We start from the raw sequence: 18623 nt of genomic DNA, 5'->3' as shown, positions 1-18623 counted from the left end.
CATGTCCGATTACAGCCAATACGGGTTCAAGAACGTTATCGCGAAACCCTACGATCTCGAGGAACTCGGCGAAGTGCTCAGGTCGGTGATAGGGGGAAACTAGCAAAGACCGCTTGAATGGCTTGAGCCGCTTGAATGGCTTGAACGTTGGAAAAACACCTTTAGAGGCATATGCGGGGGGTCGAGCCCGCCGTTCTAATATGCAGCCGGGCGATGGGTCTTTTCTTTCATCAGGCGCGACAGGGTGAGAAGGAAGTTGCGGATGTCTTTCTTCTGCGCTTTGTCCTCTGGCGCGTGAATGCCAAGGCGCCGGGCACATGCCGTGAGATAGCTGTTGGCCTCGTCGCTGACGACGGGGTCGACCCCGAAACGCAGCAGCTGTATCTTGTTGAGCAATGAGTTCTCGTCACCGTCCCCGGCGGTTATCAGGGCACGCTCGATAAGATTGTCGACATCGAACTGCACGACGCTTCGCAGCATCACGCGGTCCCCCCCGTCGTAACGCGCCAGCAGCCTGTCGAACTGCTGCAGGACCCATCCGTCGATGCTCCCCATGTAGCCCGCCGCCATGCCGGCGACCATCATGACGAAATGCCGCTGGTCCCAATCGACGCACTGCTTGATGAGGTCACGGACCGTTTGTCTTTCCTCGCCGGTGATCGCGATGTTGCCGGCAAATCCGTCTCGCTCGTCGGAGGTGATCTCGGCCAGGAGCAGAAGGAGCATGGCCCCTCCCCGTATCATCTCCCCGGGGCGCATGGCCTTTCGCGCCTGTCCCAGGAGCTCCGGAAAATGGGAACGGATCCTTCCCGTCAGCTCGTCCGCCGCGTCGCCCCAGCGGTAGGCCTGGTGCAGGCAAAAGCCGATGAGGCCGCTCGCCCGCGTTCCCATCACGCGGACCATCCGGTCCACATCATCCATCGTCTTGACCCTCAATTCCTGGACCACGTGGTCCGGCAGTCCCGACAGGATCCCGATGATGGAGCGACGGGTCTCGGGCGTGAACCCGGCCCAGTTCAGAAGATACCCCGTGACGGCCTCGGCCTCCAGGCATTCCACGGGATCCGAGACGATCTCGTAGATCTTTACCCGGTCGAAGACAAAGATATCGTGCATGACCTTCGATATGTAGGCGCTGACCATCTCGAAACGCGGGTCCTTTTCGCGGCCCATTGTCCAGATGTAGACAAGAAGGCTCTTGTTCACCTTCGTGAGGACCTTGAGCAACATCTTGTAGTCGTTCTTGAAGACCTTCGGCGCGTTGATAAGGTCGTACAGGAAAGTCCTCAGGAGGAGCCATTCGCTGACATCCACAACACACCTGTTGTCGAGACGGCCCGTGCGCAGGAACTCCGCCAGCCGCAGGTGGTCAAAGCCGTCGCTGCGCAGGATCTCGATCAACTTGCCGTGATTGATGTTGTTCCGCATCAGGGTAGTGTTGAGCTCCCGGATCGAGTTCGACAGCCGTTCAAAGCGAACCGCTCCCCCTGTGTGCCCCTCGTCGGGAGCCTCCGGCTTCTCCGGGAATCCCTCCCGGGCGGAATGGTACTGGAGCATGATGAAGTCATCCACGCGCCCCCTGTCTTCTCCACCGACCATGCACTCCGACAGGCTGCGGCATTCCTGTTCCGTTGTCGACCGGGAGAACCCGCACAGTTCCCGCACGCCAGGCTGCTCCGATGATTCGTCGAAGCTCAGGTAGCGATTCCAGGTCTTCGTGAGGGCGAGGTGCATACATCTCTCTTCGCTGCCCCCTGCCGGCGAACGGAGCATGACTAACATGATCGCGTATCCCAGGTTCAGGTAGACGACGGGCTTCCAGTCGGACTGATAGATCAATGGATGGATGTTGATGACGATGTCCCTGCCTTCGCACGTCACCATGCCCTGTCCCGACCTGGCACCGAGGGTGATCCTGTACCGCTGTGTCCAGAGATAGTCTCCGTAACGGAAGGCATAGTTCTTCACGACCCTGTGAATAAAGCCCGCAAGTTCGTCGAGGAATTCCGGGCCCACAAAGGGGGCATCCGCCGCGTCGGAGATATCGATCTCAAGACGATAGACATCGTTCGCCGCGAAGACCTTGCTCAACCAGACCCGTGTCGGGCGGATATGGTAGATCGTGGGCTTGTTGAAGATGTCAAGTGACGCCAGGAGAAGCTCCGGCTCCTCCCTGTAAGCGTCGATCACACGGTCCCTCGATCCATCCCTTGCCGTCCCGCCGTGATCCATGGTAAGGGCCATGTAAAGAAAGACCGCCGCCGCGAAGGCGTCCAGTATCCCGGGATGGACGACGGGCAGGGACTTGATGTGGTCAAAATAGGGAACAAGAAGGTTCCAGTGCACGCCGATAGCAATGGCCGACCTCGTCCGGGTGATCCTGGCGAGCGGCGCGCGGCGGCCGGTGATGGTGATGGTGACGGTGATGGCCGAGCCCGCGCATTCGGTCAGTATGGGCGCGAGGAGCGCATTCAAACGGGGGCCGTCGATACCCTTGACCCTCTCGGCGATGGCCGCGCTTCTCCCGGAAAGAAACCCCTCCACCGGCGCCGATGGAACAAAGGCATCTCCGTCCGCGTTCTTCAGAAACGTCAGGTCCGGCAGATCGACACTGTCCGCCACCGCCGGATAAACGGTCACCCTGCCCTTCTTCACGGGTTATTCCCCCTGCTCTCAACAACGATCACGCTCTCTGCCGCTTCCGGACGCATCACCCAGTATATCACGGACCGCCCCCCAATTCCTCACCCAAATCACCCGAACCACCGTTGGTAACATGAGACCACTCTCTTCGTCTTTCTCCCTTCCCCTTGAACTCTTGAACCTTGAACCTGGAACCGTCTTCATTTGCTTCTCAGCGCCTCCACGATGTTCATGTGTGCCGCCCTCACGGCCGGCAGAACGCCCCCCGCGAGGCCCATGACCATCGCAAAGAAAAAGGCCCTCACCGTGATGCCGGGCGTGAGGGAAAACTTGAAGGCAAGCTCCGAGAAGGTCTGGAAATTGACCGTGGACACCTCCACGAGCTGCATGAAGGAGGCGAAGACCACTCCCGCCGCTCCGCCGATGAGGCCGAGCAGGAAGGCCTCCAGCAGGAAGGACAGGAGGATGCTCCTGCGTCGGAAACCAAGCGCCCTCAACGTACCGATCTCGCCTATCCGGTTCGCCACAGCGGCGTACATGGTGATCATGGCCCCAATGATCGCCCCCAGGGAGAAGATGAGCGTCAGCGATATCCCGAGGATGCGCAGGAACCTGGCCATCATCTCCGACTGCTCCAGGTAGTAGCGGGTCTCCCGTTTCACCTCCTGCGTGAGACGGGGGTCCGTCTCGATCCTCTTCTTGAAGCCCTCGAACCGGGAAGGGTCGTTCATCCTCAGGATCATCGACGAGAACACGGGGCGCCTGAAAGCGGGCATGAGCTGTTCCACGTCGCCCCAGATCTCGGAGGTGAAACCCGTGTTGCCCGCGTCGAAGACCCCGACGATCCGCCACTGCCGCGTCCCGAAGCGCAGCTCCCCTCCCAGGTCGGCGTCCTTGAAACGCTTCGCGACGCTCGAGCCGACGGCCACCTCCGAAGAGCCCATCCGGGGCATCCGGCCCCTCACGAGGACCACCTGGGGGCGAAGGGCCAGCGAGCTCTCCCCGATCCCGCGGATCGTCACGTTGGAGACCTTGTTGGTATCCTTCTTGGGAAGTCCGATGAGGACGACGAGTTCCCGGGCGACGAGATGTTTTCCGTCGGACCCGGTCGCAACGATGGGGTCCGTTTCGATGATCCCCGCCTGGGCACGGTCGATCCAGCTCTGCACTTCCGAGCCCGACCCCTTCCGTATGATGACGGCGTTATCGTATGACCCCGTTTCGACGAGGGTCCTCTCGAGACCCTCGGCGAGCATGAGGATGGTTGTGAAAACGAAAACAACGAGCGCCATGCCCGAGACGGTCAGAACCGTTGTGAGCCTGCGCGTCCAGAGATTCCTGAGACTGTAGGAAAAAGGAATGCCCGTCATTCGATCATCCTCAACCCGTCGGCGATCTTCATCTTCAGCGTCCGGTACACGGGTATTACGGCGGCGAGGACCCCCACAACGAGAGAAAAGACAACATCGAGGACGATGGTCCCGGGTTCAACGTTGAAGACGGGAAAATAGGCCCCCATTGCCTTGCCGAACGCCGCCGAGGCCGGGTACGTGGCCGCGATCCCCGCGGCGCATCCCATCATCGTGATGACCACGGACTCTCCCAGGATGAGCCCCACTATCCGCCAGCCGCCGAAACCGAGGGTCTTGAAGACCGCGTACTCGTTCGTGCGTTCCCTCACGGACATGGCCACCGTGTTCGCGACGACGGCAAGAATAATGATGATGACGACGAAGGAAACGAGCTGGATGGCCGTTATGATCGTGTCCGACATGGCCACGAAACCCAGGGTGAACGCCTTTTCCGTCTCCGTGATGGTCTCAGCAAAAGAATTCTTGAAGAGGGCGTCTATGGACCCGGCGGTTGAGACGGCCCGCCCGGGGTCATCCACGGCTATCATGTAGAAACCCACCTGGTCGGCCCTCGTTGGTGATGTCTTCTTCAGGGACTCGTTCAGGTAGTCCCAGTGGAACATGAAGACCGTCTCGTCCGCGTTCGCCTCCCTTCCCCTGTATACGGCGCGCATCACAAACTCCCAGTTGCCGGGAAAGATGGTCCCCTTGAGGACGATCGTGTCCCCTATCTTCCACCCGAACCGCTCGGCGAGCTTCCGCCCCGCGACGAAACCCTTGCGGTCCCGGAAGAAGGCCGCCTTCTGGTCGTCGGGGATCGTGTATTCGCGGTAGAGATCGAAATAGCTCTTCGCGTCGACGGCGAAATTGGCGAAGAAGTTCTTCTCGTCGATATAGATACCACCGAACCAGTTCCCCCAGGACACCTCTGACACCCCGTCGACCTGGCGTATCCTGTCCTTGTAGGACAGGGGCAGGGGAAAGATGATCGAGACGGCGTTGCGTGTCACAAGCCGGTAGGCGCTCGATGCCTCCACCCCGGAGTACCAGGCGTTGATGACGGTCCTCAGGAGTCCGAAGGCGAGAAGGGCGATGGTGATGGAGAGGATGGTGAGCCCCGTGCGGAGCTTGTGCCTGAAGGCGTTCTTAAAGAGTATCTTGAGGATCTGCATTGGTAAGGATGCCCTTGTCGAGGTGCCGTATGACATGCGCCTTCTTCGCGGCCCGCGGATCGTGGGTGACCATGATGATGGTCTTCTTCGACTCGCCGTTCAACCGGTCCATGAGGTCCATGATCTCCTCGGCCGAATTCCTGTCCAGGTCCCCCGTGGGTTCGTCGGCAACGAGTATGGTGGGGTCGGTGACGATGGCCCGCGCTATCGCGACGCGCTGCTCCTGCCCGCCTGAGAGCTGCGACGGGTAGTGGTCCATCCGGTCGGCAAGACCCACCACCCTCAAGGCCATCTCGACGTGCTCCCTGCGTTCGGAACGCGAAAGGGGCGTCAGCAAAAGCGGCAGTTCCACGTTCTCGAAGGCCGTCAGCACGGGGATGAGATTGTAGAACTGAAAGATGAAGCCAACGTTGAGGGCGCGCCATTTCGCGAGCTCCGTTTCGGTGAGCGTCGTGACGTCGATGTCCCCTATCACGATCGAGCCGCTGTCGGGCTTGTCGATGCCAGCGATGAGATTGAGGAGCGTGCTCTTGCCCGATCCCGAGGGACCCATGAGCGCCAGGAACTCTCCTTCGGCAATAGTGAAGCTGATATCGCTCAGGACCCGGATGACCTGATCCCCGCGATGATAGGACTTGCAGAGTCTCTGAATGGAGACTATGGCCCCGACATCCATTTACTGTCCTGTGATCTTTACCCGGGAACCGTTCCTGAGACGGTCCTGAGGGTTGAGGACGACCCTGTCGCCGGAGGCGGCGCCACTTCTGATCTCCACCATGTCGCCGAAGACCTCTCCTGTTGTCACCGAGGTCATGACGGCACGCCCATCCTTCACGATGAAGAGGTATTTCCCGCCCTTTCTTTCCGTGATGGCCTTTCCGCTCACCGCCGTCCGTGATCTCTTCTCGTCGCCCGTGACCTCCCGTGAGAGAAAGGCGACCTTCGCGCTCATCTCGGGGAGTATCCTGGGATCGAGACGGCTGAAGTTCACCTTCACCATGACCGTCGCCTTCGTCCTGTCCGCCGTGGGCACGATCATGTGAACGGCTCCGTCGAAGCGCGTATCGGGGATGGCGTCGAGTTCGATCTGGCAGGGCTGGCCCGCTTTCAGTTTTCCCAGATTCGACTCGGAAACGTCGGCCTCCACCTTCAGCGACGACATATCAGCCAGGGTGACGACCGCCGCCTTGGCCGTCGATGCCGCGCCAATGGGAGTAACGATGTCGCCGATATCGGCGTTCTTCGTGAGAACGACAGCGTCGAAGGGTGCCCGTATGTAGGTGTAGTTGAGGGAAACCCTGGCCTCTTTCACGGCGGCCTGGTTCGCCCGCACCGACGATTCAGCGCCCGCGACGGACGCCTGGGCCTTTTTGTACCTCGCCTCAGCGGCGTCATAGACGGAGCGGGTGGTGAATTCCCTGGCGAGAAGGCGCTTCTCCCGCTCGAAGTTGACCCTGGCATCGTTCAGTTCCGCCCTCGCCTGGTCCACGGACGAGCGGGCCACATTGAGATTCGCCTCGGCCTGTCTCAACGTGGCCGCGAGGTCGGCGTTCTCCAGGCGCGCCAGCACCTGGTCCTTCTTCACCTTGCTCCCCTCTTCGACGAAGAGCTCTTCCAGCCGCGCCGTGACCTTCGAGGCGACCGCCGCCTTGCGCTGGGGCACGACGTAGCCGCTGGCATTGAGGAGCGTGAAGGACTGCGACGGGTAGAACTGCTGCACACTGACGGCGTCCACCCTGACGGCGGGCGAGAAAACACCCGTCAGCGCCAGGACGGCGAGGAGTATGACTGCCGCCGCCGCCACGATATAGACGGTCCTTCTCTTGCCCCGCGCGGCCCGGAAGGCGGGACGGGTCTTGTCTATCCTCAGTTGTGACAGGTCTTCTTCAGCCATCTGTGACCGGTCCGAATGATAGCATAACAGGTAGTTAATGTTAAACGACCAGAAACGCTCCTGTCAATAGCTCCGGGGCGACGGGCCGTCGATTGACTTGAAAAATCGGCACTTTTACACCATAATAGAGGTATGGACGAAAGACACTGGTATGTGGTGAACACCAAAGCGAGGAACGAGGAGCGCGCCGCGGTGAACCTCGCCCAGGGAGGGATCGATGTCCTCGCCCCGAAGCTGAGGTTCAAGCGCTGGCGCGAGGGAAAGTTCACGGATATCATAGAGCCCATGTTTCCCGGGTACATCTTCGTCAAGTTCCACCCCGTTGACGAGTTTCGCCTCGTCAAGTACACCCGGGGCATAAAGACGATCGTCAACTTCAACGGCAGGATAATCCCCCTCCAGGAAAGGCTCATCGATTTCATCAAGGAACGCCTCGTCGAAGGCGTGGCCACGGTAGAGAAACCGACCTTCCAGAAAGGGGAAAAGCTCATCATCCAGGAAGGCCCGTTCAAGGGTTTCAGCGGTATCTTCGAACAGGAGCTTGACGGCAGGGAAAGGATCGCCATCCTCCTGGAAGGCGTCGATTACTGCGCTCGCATGGAGATAGACCGCGAACTGGTCGCGAAGGCGTGACAGACAGAGGTATGCCATAGAGCTTTACGGAAACACCCAGGGTCTCAACCACCTCATAAAAAGACGTCTCACCAACCTCTACAAGAAGCGTATGGAGCCCTCCACCGTCATCACGGCGGACCTGGCGCGGCAGCTCATGGACATTTCGAAGGAAACGTCGCGCCAGATAGGCCTTGTCATCAACCGCCGCGGGCTCATCGAATACGTGATCGTCGGGGACAACCGGCGCATCGAGATCCCTCCCCTTTCGACGGAAAGGACGGGGCGGGCGCGCTTTCGCGGGGTGAGGTTCATCCACACCCATTTGAGGGGTGAACTCCTCTCCCGCGAAGACCTCACGGACCTTGCCCTCCTGCAGCTCGACCTCGTGGCATGCATCACGGAGATGAGAGGAGAAAGGGGTGAAGCGATCCATGTCGGGTACCTCATACCGGAGAACAGGGACGGCAGGGCCTGGGACTTCATGGAACCCGGACCTGTTTCGGAGATGGACCTTGACTTCACCGAATTCATCACCGAACTGGAGAACGAGTTCGTCAGGGAGCGGGGCAGGTTCTACGTGACGAAGGATAAGCACGACCGCTGCGTCATCGTGAGCGTCGTCATCCCCGGCAGGGAGAAGAACGTCGATGACTACACGGCCGAGATGAAGGACCTGTGCTACTCGGCGGGGATCACCGTCCTCGACACGGTGGTGCAGAGACCGAAGGAGCTTCACCCCCGGTACCTCATCGGCAGGGGCAAGGTCGAAGAGATCGTGATGAAGTGCCAGCAGCTCGGCGCGGACCTTCTCGTCTTCGACGAAGAGCTGACGCCGGGCCAGATAAAGAATATATCGGAGATAACGGAACTGAAGGTCATCGACCGCAATCAGCTCATCCTCGACATATTCGCCGGGCGGGCCAACACCACGGAGTCGAAGATACAGGTGGAACTCGCCCAGCTGCGCTACATCCTCCCCAGGCTCACCGAGAAGAGCACGGCATTCTCTCGCCTCATGGGAGGAATAGGCGGCCGGGGCCCCGGCGAGCAGAAGCTGGAGGTGGACCGCCGCAGGATCCGGGACCGCATAGCATCCCTCGAACGCAGGCTCGCCGACATACGGAAGGTGCGCGAGAAGAAAAGGGAGCGCAGGCGAGCCTCCTCCATCCCCATCGTCTCCATTGTCGGATACACCAATTCCGGCAAGTCGACGCTCCTTAACCTCCTCACGAAAAGCCGGGTGGAGGTCGAGGACAAACCGTTCTCCACACTCAACCCGACGACGCGGATGATAAAGTATCCCGAACGCAGGAAGATAATCCTCACGGACACCGTCGGCTTCATAACGCGGCTGCCCGAGGTGCTCCTGCGCGCCTTCATGGCGACGCTGGAGGAACTCGAGGACGCGCACCTGCTTCTCCATCTCGTCGACATAAGCGCACCCGACCTCGAAGACCGCATCGCCTCCGTGGAGGGCGTCATCGACGGCCTCGGTCTTTCGGGCAAGAGGCGCTTCATCGTCTTCAACAAAAGGGATAGGGTGGACCCAGCCGTCGCAGCCAACGTGGAGAAACGGTACAACGCCGTCTCCATATCATCGCTCAGGAAACAGGGGATCGACCGCCTCATAGCCGCCATCGAGACCGCAGTCGGCGGCGAGCATCTCGCGGCGAATTGATTTTTTCTCCGATCTGGAATAGATTAGAAACGGTCACAGGTCTCACGTCACAGGTCGCCGGTCAAAAGAAAAGGGCCTTATCGATCGCTGTCCGGGCTTAACGTCTCAACGACATGACGCAAGGTATTTTGGAGGCACACATGGAAGGACACAACGGGATGGGTGAGAATGAGGCCCAGGCGCTCCCACGCGTACTGGGCGAATATGCAGCGGAGGCGTCGATGGATTCCCTGGACGGCTTCATCGAATTCGCCTGCGATCACGCCGCCGGGCAAGGATTCGCCGACGACCGCGTCCAGGAAGTGCGCCGCGTCCTCACTGAGGCCCTGACAAACATCGTCACCTTCACCTTCGACAACACACCCCGGGAGATAAAGCTCTCCTGCAAAGTCGACAAATTCGGGAAATACGTTCTTGCCCTCGTTGATTCCGGCAAAGCCTACAACATGCTCCTCGAGGACGACCCCTTCATCGGCTCCCTCGGCCCCACCCCTGACGGCCCACGCCCCACCACGAAGACGATGAAGCGCTTCTCCAGCAATATAGAATACAAACGCCTCGAAAACCGCAACCACCTCATCATCACACTCGCGAGAGATATGAAGAAAGGGAAGGAGTAGGGGGCAGGCTCAAAGGCTCTATCTCACACCCGCTTCTCCTATATTCCCTCCTCCAGTTCCTGTCCTCTATCCTGACAAGACCTGTCCCTCGTCTTATGAGTTGCATTCGAAAGCCCGGTGCGGTAGAATTATGTTGGAAAGTTTGACAGTTAGACAGGGGTGTCAGTATGCTAGTAGATTTGAAGCAGAAATCACAGGTGACCATTCCAAGGGGGCTGGTGAAAAAGTTGAATCTGAAGGTGGGCGACAAGCTGGAAATAGAGGAAAAGAACGGCAGGCTTATCATCACGCCAGTTGTTATCCTACCTAAGGACCAGGCCTGGTTCTACAGCCCTGAATGGCAGGAAGAGGAACGTGAGGTCGACAGACAGAAGGCGGACGGGAAGTTGCACAAGGCTTCCGGCAAGGAAGAACTCTTTGACAAGCTGGGGTTGGACAAGGTTTGAATATCTACTTTTCCGACCATTTTCTGAAGAAGGTGAAAGGATTGCCTGATGACGTGAAAAGAGGTCTGAGGGAGAAACTGGGCCTCTTCGCAGAGAACCCGTCCCATCCATCACTGAGAACGAAAAAGATAAAAGGCCGTAACGAGATATTCGAATCCAGTGTAACCATGAGCGTCAGGATGACGTGGGAGTACTACAAAGACGGGGTCCTTCTCAGGAACATCGGCGAGCACGACAAAACGTTGAAGAAACCGTAGGAGCACATGACACAAGAGATCGTTCCCTTTGATATCTCCCTTAACCTCTTCAAGGAGGTCTTCGAGAATGTTCCCGATATTGCCGTGAACGTGCTCAACCGTGACTTTACGGTCCTGTGGGCGAACGGGGTGATGGCGGCCAAGGTCGACACGCCTCTCACGGAGATGATCGGGAAGCCCTGCTACAAGGTGTGGCGCAGAAGGGAGGAACCCTGCCCGGTATGCATGCTCAGGATCGTCTGCGATACGAAAAGGCCCTGTGTCATGGAGAGGTGGCTCGATCTGCCGAACCGGGAGCGCCGTTATGCCCAGGTGCGCGCATATCCGGTATTCGATGAAGAGGGGTCCGTCAAGCACGTCTTCGAGATCCTCATACCTATGGACAGGGAGAAGAAGAGCGAACTGGGCCACAGGCGATACGTCGAATCGCTGGAAGAGACGCTCCGAAAGATGAACGCGTCCGTTCCCTCAGAGGGTGAGGGTCAGCACCCCTCCCCTGCGGGCGCGTCTCTCACGCCGCGGGAGACCGAGGTCCTGCGTCTCGTGGCCCAGGGGTTCTCCAACAGGGAGATCGCCGATATCCTCCTTATCAGCCACGATACCGTCAAGTCCCACCTGCGCAATATCTTCTCGAAGACAGGCGCCACGGACCGCACTCAAGCCGCCGTCTGGGCCGTCACCAACGGGATCACCAACCCCTAGAACCCGATCAACGGTCAGGAGATGCAGAGTCTCCAACCATTCCAGCGGTTCCAACGGTTTCAACCGTTCCAGCGGTCAAACGATCTATGCGCTCTTCAGTGATACCGCCGGCATACTCCGCAAAGACGTGGTGCCCGCGGACGCCTCCATCGGTCATTCTTGTCTCGCAAAGGACGTTATCGGTGCTATCGCCTCTTCGGTCGTCCAATCCTGCAGGCCTAGAAAACGGTCCAGCAACTGCCTGGCGGTGGGATCTCTTTTTATCAACCATTTGACGTAAAGCCTGATCCTCGGCCAGCTCATCAGCAGCTTGTCAATGCAGTTCAACCTGCGGTAGTCGAAGGCTCCGCGAAGAGGATAATGAATGACCCTTTCCCGTATCCTGTCCGGCAGACCCTTTCGAACGATCCTTGCCTGCCTGACGTCGTCGGTCGGGATCCCCGTCACGTAGAAAACGGCAACCTTCTTCCCCGCGAGGACCTTCCAGTGTTGTTCAATGAAGCCTATGTGCCTTATTCGCCCGAAATATACCGGGGACCCCAACAGAATGACCGAATAATCTTCAAGACGCAACGGGTCAAATTCCAACAGATCGAAGAGATCGGCGTTCGTTTGCCCGGCGATCCAGGCGGCGTAGCGCTTCGTGCTTCCATATTTCGACCCGTAGAGCACGGCGATCCTTCTCGTTCCCGTCGCTTCCCAGGTCATGCACGGGCCTCCGTCATTCAAGATATACCGCTTCGGCGGTCTGCCCGCTCTCGATGAGTGATGTCTCCTCGGGCACAACGATGTACGCGTACCTGCCCGGGTCCGCCGATTCCGCTATCAGTTTCACCTGCCTCGCCCTGCCGTCACGGACGTTCACCTTTCGGACGGCCCTTATGCCGACAGGGGTCGACATGTCACCGGTGAGCTGAACGGGTTCCCTCCCGTATTGCGAAGGAGGGTAATGGCCGATCTTCCTGATAGCCGGGTCGACAAACATGAAGGCGCTCACGGCGCAGGATTCGGTATAGCCCGGCAGAAAGGCTACAGGCCTCACTTCCTCCGCGACCCCGATCAGTCCGGCTCCCATGTGGTTGCCGGGATGGAAGGCGACGCCGTGATACATCACCTGCCCTATGGAGGAGACAACTCTGCCCATGAGGTCGCGCTTGCCCGCAGAGCTGCCTCCTATGGTGACGACCAGATCGTGCTCCCGACATCCCGTCAGGGCATCCGCCAGCCTTCCTCGGTCGTCGGGCACGATATCGTGAAGCGTGGGGTTGCCGCCGTACCTCTTCACAAGGAGGCAGCACATGAGCCCGTTGACCTCGTAAACGAAGCCGGGGCCAAGGCTCGCGTCCCTCCTGACACACTCATCTCCCGTGGGTATGATGAGCACCCGGGGCTTGTCGTAGACGTCGACGTGGGTCATGCCCACCTTGGCAAGCATGGCGATGTCCGTGGGTTTGAGCTGCATGCCCTCCCTCAGGACAACGCCGCCTGCCGCTATCCCCTCGCCCCTCGACCACACCCATTCGCGCTTTTTCACTTCCTTCAGCACCAGGACACGGCCGTCCTTTTCCGTGACGTCCTCGAGAGGCACAAGGGCGTCCGCGCCCGGCGGCATGGCGCTCCCCGTGTGGACCGACATGCAAAGGCCTTCCCTTACCCTGCCCTTCTTCACCGGCAGCATCGCTTTGGCGTTCCGAGCGCCGCAGCCGACGGTGTCTTCCGCCCTCACCGCGTAGCCGTCGAGGATGCATTGATCGTAGTGGGGATAATCGAGGGGTGCCGTGATGTCCTTGCACAGCACCCTGTTGTCGGCGTCTTCGAGAGGTATCCTCTCGGTGCGGTCCGTCGGCGCGACAGCGTCGAGGAACAGGCGGAGCGCCACGTCCATATTCTTCAGTCTGTTTCTTTCCATATCACCTCGCGCAGGGACTTATGACGTCAAAAGGAGTAGTTGAGGCCCACCACCCCCTGGATGGTCCGGCCCGGATTGACATAGATGAACTCCGGGGAGAAGTCCCTGTCGAAGATATTCTCCACCGTCAGTGCGGTCCTGAGCGTGAACCTGTCCGTGAGCCTCCAGTCGCGCCACACCTTTCCATCCACGGTCTGATAGGGATCCATGTGGTAGTAAGGGAGACGGGTATTCTCGCTGTCATAGAACATGCTGTCCGAAGCGCGTAGAGTGAGGGTCCCGCTGAACAGTTTCGGGTCCGCGTACTTTATCCCGACGCTTCCCATGTAGTTCGGTGCATGGGTCACCTGGTTGCCCTTGTTGGAGGGGTCCTCGGTTATATACGAATGGTTGAGGGTGATGTTCGCAAAGGCCGAGAAATGGTCCGTAATGCGCTGGCTCACCTGCGTCTCGACACCATATATCTCAGCCTCGCCCACATTGCTGTAGCGGATGATCTGCACGCCGGGGAGGGTCGGATGGGGGTCGTAGCGCCCGGACACCATGTCGGTTATCCTTCCGTAATAGGGCGTGACACTAAAGGATGTGCCCGTGGAATCGTATTTTCCCTCCAGTCCCAGATCGACCATCCACGTCTTTTCGGGCTTCAGGTTCGGATTTGGCTCACGCCGCGTCGCGCCGGTGCTTATGTTCTGGAAATACCACGTCGCCAGGCCAGGATAGAAGGCGGTGCCGGCGGATGACCTGATGGCGAGCTCATTGTTGAGCTGGTACTTCACACCGCCGCGGTAGGTGAAGGTGTCATCCGAGAAATCTTCGGGATACTTCTGGGTCGAGGCGCTGTCGTATATGTCGTAATACTTCCAGCGGTCGTATCGGATCCCCGCGATGATGGAAAGCCTCTTGTCGAAGAAGAAGGCCTGGTCCTGAACGTAGAATGCCGTCTGATCCGTCTTGTAGTCGCTTTCCGAAATGCCGGCCCCGGTGACCCAGTTGTTCCTGTCCGAACTGATCTTCTCCCTGCTGTAAAAGGCCCCCGCTGTCAGGATATTGTTCCTGCCCAGGTTGAAATCGCTCTGAAGCTCAACGGGCACCCTCGTGACCTTCGATTCCTGCGAGTAGCGTTTCCTGTAGTCGTATACAAGCTTTGAGTTCACGAGGGAAATGCCGTAATTGCTCTTGGCCGGTCTGTCCCAGTACTGATGGCCGGCCGTGAAGGTCAACTTCACGATGTCGTTCAAGGGGACCTGGAGGCGGAGACTCCCGATGCCCTGGTTCCCGCTGTCGACAGGGACCAGGTTCGGCTGGCCGCCATTGACGTTCAGGCTTGCATAGTTGTAGGCAACGGTCAGGTTCGCGCCGTTGCCTCCAACCCAGCCGACCTTTCCCGCGAAGTAGGTGCTGCTGTAATCCGCGTCATCGACGGTGGAGGTGGTGAGAAAACCCGGACCCTTACTGTATATCTCGAGGGCGCTCTTTATGGGGACGTTCTTGAAACCATCCGAATAGTCGCCGGAATAGGAGAAATAATAGTTGAACTGGTTGTCCCCCTTCGTTACCGCGCTGCCGATGCTGGCGTGGGGCCGGTTCGTATTGTTGCTCCCGTATCCATAGGACACCGTGGCCCCCATGCCTTTCACCCCCTGCCGCGTCACGATATTCACAACGCCTCCCGACGCGTTCGCGCCGTAAAGGGCCGAGGAGGGACCCATGACAACGTCGACGCGCTCTATGTCGTTGTTGCTGATGGCATTGGTGAGCATCTGGGAGGACCCTACGGGCACCCCGTCCACCAGCAGACAGGTCCTGGCATTGAAATCACCCGTTCCCCGAAGATTGACCCAGGGGGCCGTCTTGTATGTGGCCTGGCCCACGTAGACCCCGGGAAGGTTCTGGATGAGCTGGCCGAAGTTCTCCCTGAAATAATCGGGCTGGGATTCGATACTCTCCCGGTCGACCGTGTAGGTCGCGAAGGGTGAGTACTTCCCCGGCGTCGCGGTCTTTGTTGCCGTTACGACGATCTCGGTAAGGGCGTGGCTGCCGCCCTGTGCAGCGTCCCCGGGCGATGCGGCAGTCTGCGTCCCCGGTCCGGCATTCTCCCCGGATGCCGGACCATGGAACAAGACCAGGGACATGAGAATCACGAGAAACAAATGGAAAACCCTCAACATAGTGTCAGCCTCCTTGAACTGAATGTGGAAGAAGAATCCACGCGGTAGACGTTCGCGGAAACGATCGCGGTTTCCGTGCCGGACCGCATGCCTCTTCGGTCGTTCATCGATACAGGGCCTCTTTCAGCCTGTCCTCCGGCATGTCAACGCCGAGGAAGAGCCGGTAGAATCTCTGCGCCTCCTTTACCATGTCTATCCGGTAGGATCCGGGATAGAGACGCCACGTAAGCCATTTGAGACCAAGAAGCCGCATGAAGGAAGGCGGCCTGTCGAACCAGTTGAGGAAGGGCCCGGGAGACAGGTAGACCCTGCCGGTCTTCACGGCTTTCACGCCCCCCCAGCGTTCGTCCTTGAAGACGTTTGCGTAGAAGGTCCGGTCCATGGCGACTATCACGTCAGGGTCATAGCGCATCACCTGCTCAAGCGTGACGGCCTCCATGCCTCTTACCTTGAACCGGCCGTCGCGGCAGGTGTGGACGTTCTTCGCGCCTGCCAGCCGGATGAGTTCGCCATGAAAGGAGGTGGAACATTCCGTGAACAACCCTGTTGCGCCTTCGGCATAGTAGACCCTCGGTCTTTTCTCCGCCGGAATGGACTCTGTGACGCGGGCCGTTTCCCTGAAACCGGCCTTGCCGTAGTCACTGAGCGTCCTGGCGCGCTTCTCCTTCCCCAGCAGACCACCCAGAAAGAGGAAGGCATCCATGTAGTCCGAAGTGACGTCGACCTTCACGTATACGACGGGAATGCCGAGCCCGGCCAGCAGCTCTTCCGACCTCCTGTTCAAGGCGAGGTCTCCCCATATCTCGGCGATGATGATGTCCGGCTTCACCTTGAAAAGGGTTTCCATGTTCGCCGTCCGCCCCTGTCCGAAAAATCCTCCGACAACGGGCAGTGCACGAACCGATGGACGCACGTACTCTTTCTGGTCTTCGTTGAAGGGCGTGTTTATGCCGGCGAGAAGCGTTGGATCGATGGCATACACAAGGTACATCATGATGGGCCAGTCGGTGCATACCTTTCTGATCCTGTCGGGAACGGTGACGCGGCGTCCGGCCATATCGACGATCTCCCTCCCGTGCGAGACGGCGCAGAGCGTGGTGAGAAGCAACACGAGGAAGACAAGGGCCCCGCTAACCTTCATCAACCCTCCACATGAGAATGCCCGTGTCGAAACGCCGTCTGAACCGTATCGTCCCTTTTCTGCCTGCGGACCCCGCACGGCAGCGCCGGACGGCATCGCCGATCTCCTTCATGTCGGGTCGTGCTCCGGCCGCCTCGAGACGACCCGCGAGCTCCTTGACCACATCTTCCACGCTCTTCTCGTACTTCACGCTGTTGGTGAAGGACTCGTAGATGAACCTTCTCCCCATGCCCTCCAGCCTCTTCTTCATATCCCGGATATCCGGCCTTGGGTTGAGGGGAGCTCCAACGGAAAGAAGCGCTTCCTTGCATGCCCTGCTGCGGCTGACCTTTCCCGAGGCCACATAGACGCACCACCGTGTCGAACACCTCTCCATCTTCAGTACATCCCGCGCCGTTTCCACTGCCGTTGACAGTGCGCTGATGACGATATCGAAAGCACCCTCGAGGCCCGCGCCGGGCAGGTCGATCCTTTTCCAGGAACCCCTGACCGTCTTCACGTCCTCGATCCCGAGACGTTCCGCCTCGGCGGTGAGCCTCTTCAGCATGTTCCCGGAGAAATCGAGCCCGGTGACCGAAGCGCCCAGCAGTGCCAGAGGCAGGGCGAACCCGCCGGTCCCGCATCCTATGTCCAGAAGACGCATACCGTCCACGATAACGCCTCTTTTCTCCACGATCCCTATGACCTTCTCGGTCCATGAGAGCATTCTTTCCTCGAAGGGAGAAGTGTACTCCCCGGCCTTGTGTTCCCAGAAGACACGGCGTGTTGCGCCGGGCACCCTTCCAGTGGCTCTGATCGTCATAGGATCCCTTTCCATCTTCCTGTTCCGCCCTGGGTCGACCTCGATCCCGGGCCGTCCTGCCATTCGTTAGACCTTGCCGTATATAACGCACAGCAGAGCTTTCCCGATCACGCGGTGCAGCCCGCCGATGCTCGGGGTTTCCGGCGGCGGAGAAACACTTCGTTACGTCACGGCTATCTGCATCTGAAGGATTGGCCGGAGAAGAACCATGGAGAAGAAATGATGCCTTGCTCCAGAGCGATAGAATTCACTATGATGGACATTCGTTATATCTTGTGCGATATAATGAGTGTTATATATCACTAGCTCTAACGTTCCGTCAAGAACTTATCGCAATGTTTCTCAAGAAATGGTGTTCGCTCTGATACTGACGGGTCCCCAGGCCTCGGACCGTCGGACGGCACCGTGAACAACAGGGACCGGGACGGCGCGGGGCAATGTGCCGTGAAAGTCCTCCGCAAGGTTCAGGAGCCGAGCCGCGTCAAGACCGGTATTCCTGTTTGCCTGTGGACACGGGTCGTTCGCCGGGTGATGCGATGGAAGGTCTATGAGAAATCCCTTTCTTCGCCGGCCTTCTTGATGCAGCCGGCCATGCCCTTCATGTAGAGCCTGCCGACGGTCTCGAAGAGGATGTATTGTGTTGTCAGGAGCGGGATGTGCAGTTCTTCCGCCAGTTTGACGGTCTCCGGCTGGGGACGCTTGCCGCGGACCATGACGACGGCGGCCGCATCGAGGACCTCCGCCGTGCGAATGACCTGATGGTTGGTAAGGCCGGTCAGCAAGAGGCTTCCCGTTTTGCAGTACACGAGAAGATCGCTCATGAGATCGGCGCAGGCACCTTTTTCCACTTCCATATCAAGCTGATCGTCACCGACAACAACCTCCGCATCCAGCACCTCTTTAACCTCTCGCAGCTTCATGTCATCCTGGCTCCGTGAAAATATCATATCTTATACAGACATATCATATGTTAAGACCGACAGCACTTCAACCTTTCTCTTCGAGGTAAAGGCGGTTCAAGGGTTCAAGGGTTCAAGGGTAAAGGCAAGAAGGAGCGCAGCGAAGGGGGGGTCGGCTGTCAACACAATTCGCACACCAGCTGAAGACATTCGGTGCTCTTTGTTCTGTTGCTCTTGAACTTTTGAACTCTTGAACCGTCTCCACCCTTGAACCGCCTTCTTGCCATGGATAAACCCGTCCGCTCGTGGTATATTGGTTTCT

Annotated in this window: 17 protein-coding genes; 6 read left to right on the top strand and 11 right to left on the bottom strand. The window is 58.9% G+C overall.

Annotation, left to right across the window (positions count from 1 at the left end; all coding sequences use genetic code 11):
• Positions 1–195 precede the first annotated feature (195 nt).
• The 5 genes from GXX82_00105 to GXX82_00085 all read right to left on the bottom strand — a co-directional run bounded on the left by GXX82_00105 (position 196) and on the right by GXX82_00085 (position 7061).
• Positions 196–2655, bottom strand: a complete 2460-nt coding sequence (locus GXX82_00105) for a hypothetical protein (GenBank protein NLT21427.1) — start codon at positions 2653–2655, stop codon at positions 196–198.
• 188 nt (positions 2656–2843) lie between these two features.
• Positions 2844–4013, bottom strand: a complete 1170-nt coding sequence (locus tag GXX82_00100) for an FtsX-like permease family protein (GenBank protein ID NLT21426.1) — start codon at positions 4011–4013, stop codon at positions 2844–2846.
• Positions 4010–5167, bottom strand: a complete 1158-nt coding sequence (locus GXX82_00095) for an ABC transporter permease (GenBank protein ID NLT21425.1) — start codon at positions 5165–5167, stop codon at positions 4010–4012. The genes GXX82_00100 and GXX82_00095 overlap by 4 nt, the downstream gene beginning before the upstream one ends.
• Complete coding sequence (locus tag GXX82_00090; protein NLT21424.1) at positions 5142–5843, bottom strand: ABC transporter ATP-binding protein; 702 nt, start codon at positions 5841–5843, stop codon at positions 5142–5144. The genes GXX82_00095 and GXX82_00090 overlap by 26 nt, the downstream gene beginning before the upstream one ends.
• Entirely contained in the window at positions 5844–7061 is a 1218-nt protein-coding gene (locus tag GXX82_00085) for an efflux RND transporter periplasmic adaptor subunit (GenBank protein NLT21423.1), read from the bottom strand.
• A 132-nt stretch (positions 7062–7193) separates the two neighbouring features.
• Here GXX82_00085 and GXX82_00080 point away from each other — a divergent pair, with 132 nt between their 5' ends.
• From GXX82_00080 to GXX82_00055, 6 genes are all read left to right on the top strand, one after another.
• Positions 7194–7694, top strand: coding sequence for a transcription/translation regulatory transformer protein RfaH (locus tag GXX82_00080; GenBank protein NLT21422.1), 501 nt, complete (start codon positions 7194–7196; stop codon positions 7692–7694).
• 91 nt (positions 7695–7785) lie between these two features.
• The gene (hflX, locus tag GXX82_00075) at positions 7786–9354 is read left to right on the top strand and encodes a GTPase HflX (protein ID NLT21421.1); all 1569 of its coding nucleotides are present in this window, start codon (positions 7786–7788) and stop codon (positions 9352–9354) included.
• Positions 9355–9494: 140 nt separating this feature from the next.
• A complete protein-coding gene (locus GXX82_00070; GenBank protein ID NLT21420.1) occupies positions 9495–9974 on the top strand; it encodes an ATP-binding protein in 480 nt (159 codons plus the stop codon).
• Positions 9975–10141: 167 nt separating this feature from the next.
• The gene (locus tag GXX82_00065) at positions 10142–10420 is read left to right on the top strand and encodes an AbrB/MazE/SpoVT family DNA-binding domain-containing protein (protein ID NLT21419.1); all 279 of its coding nucleotides are present in this window, start codon (positions 10142–10144) and stop codon (positions 10418–10420) included.
• Positions 10421–10473: 53 nt separating this feature from the next.
• Positions 10474–10677, top strand: a complete 204-nt coding sequence (locus tag GXX82_00060) for a hypothetical protein (protein ID NLT21418.1) — start codon at positions 10474–10476, stop codon at positions 10675–10677.
• Positions 10678–10941: 264 nt separating this feature from the next.
• Positions 10942–11379: a response regulator transcription factor gene (locus tag GXX82_00055; protein NLT21417.1), complete on the top strand. Its 438-nt coding sequence runs from the start codon at positions 10942–10944 to the stop codon at positions 11377–11379.
• A 153-nt stretch (positions 11380–11532) separates the two neighbouring features.
• On the opposite strand, the gene GXX82_00050 is transcribed toward GXX82_00055, so the two are convergent.
• The 6 genes from GXX82_00050 to GXX82_00025 form a co-directional block, all read right to left on the bottom strand.
• The gene (locus tag GXX82_00050) at positions 11533–12087 is read right to left on the bottom strand and encodes a hypothetical protein (protein NLT21416.1); all 555 of its coding nucleotides are present in this window, start codon (positions 12085–12087) and stop codon (positions 11533–11535) included.
• 13 nt (positions 12088–12100) lie between these two features.
• Positions 12101–13288, bottom strand: coding sequence for a molybdopterin molybdotransferase MoeA (locus GXX82_00045; protein NLT21415.1), 1188 nt, complete (start codon positions 13286–13288; stop codon positions 12101–12103).
• 26 nt (positions 13289–13314) lie between these two features.
• Positions 13315–15459, bottom strand: coding sequence for a TonB-dependent receptor (locus GXX82_00040; protein ID NLT21414.1), 2145 nt, complete (start codon positions 15457–15459; stop codon positions 13315–13317).
• Between the two features lie 103 nt (positions 15460–15562).
• Positions 15563–16600, bottom strand: coding sequence for an ABC transporter substrate-binding protein (locus tag GXX82_00035; GenBank protein ID NLT21413.1), 1038 nt, complete (start codon positions 16598–16600; stop codon positions 15563–15565).
• On the bottom strand, positions 16590–17402 hold the full coding sequence (locus GXX82_00030; protein ID NLT21412.1) for a class I SAM-dependent methyltransferase: 813 nt from the start codon (positions 17400–17402) through the stop codon (positions 16590–16592). The genes GXX82_00035 and GXX82_00030 overlap by 11 nt, the downstream gene beginning before the upstream one ends.
• A gap of 545 nt (positions 17403–17947) precedes the next feature.
• Positions 17948–18322: a hypothetical protein gene (locus tag GXX82_00025; GenBank protein NLT21411.1), complete on the bottom strand. Its 375-nt coding sequence runs from the start codon at positions 18320–18322 to the stop codon at positions 17948–17950.
• Positions 18323–18623 lie beyond the last annotated feature (301 nt).

The organism is Syntrophorhabdus sp., from assembly GCA_012719415.1.
GTDB lineage: Bacteria > Desulfobacterota > Syntrophorhabdia > Syntrophorhabdales > Syntrophorhabdaceae > Delta-02.
This window is presented reverse-complemented; position numbering and strand designations above follow the sequence as displayed.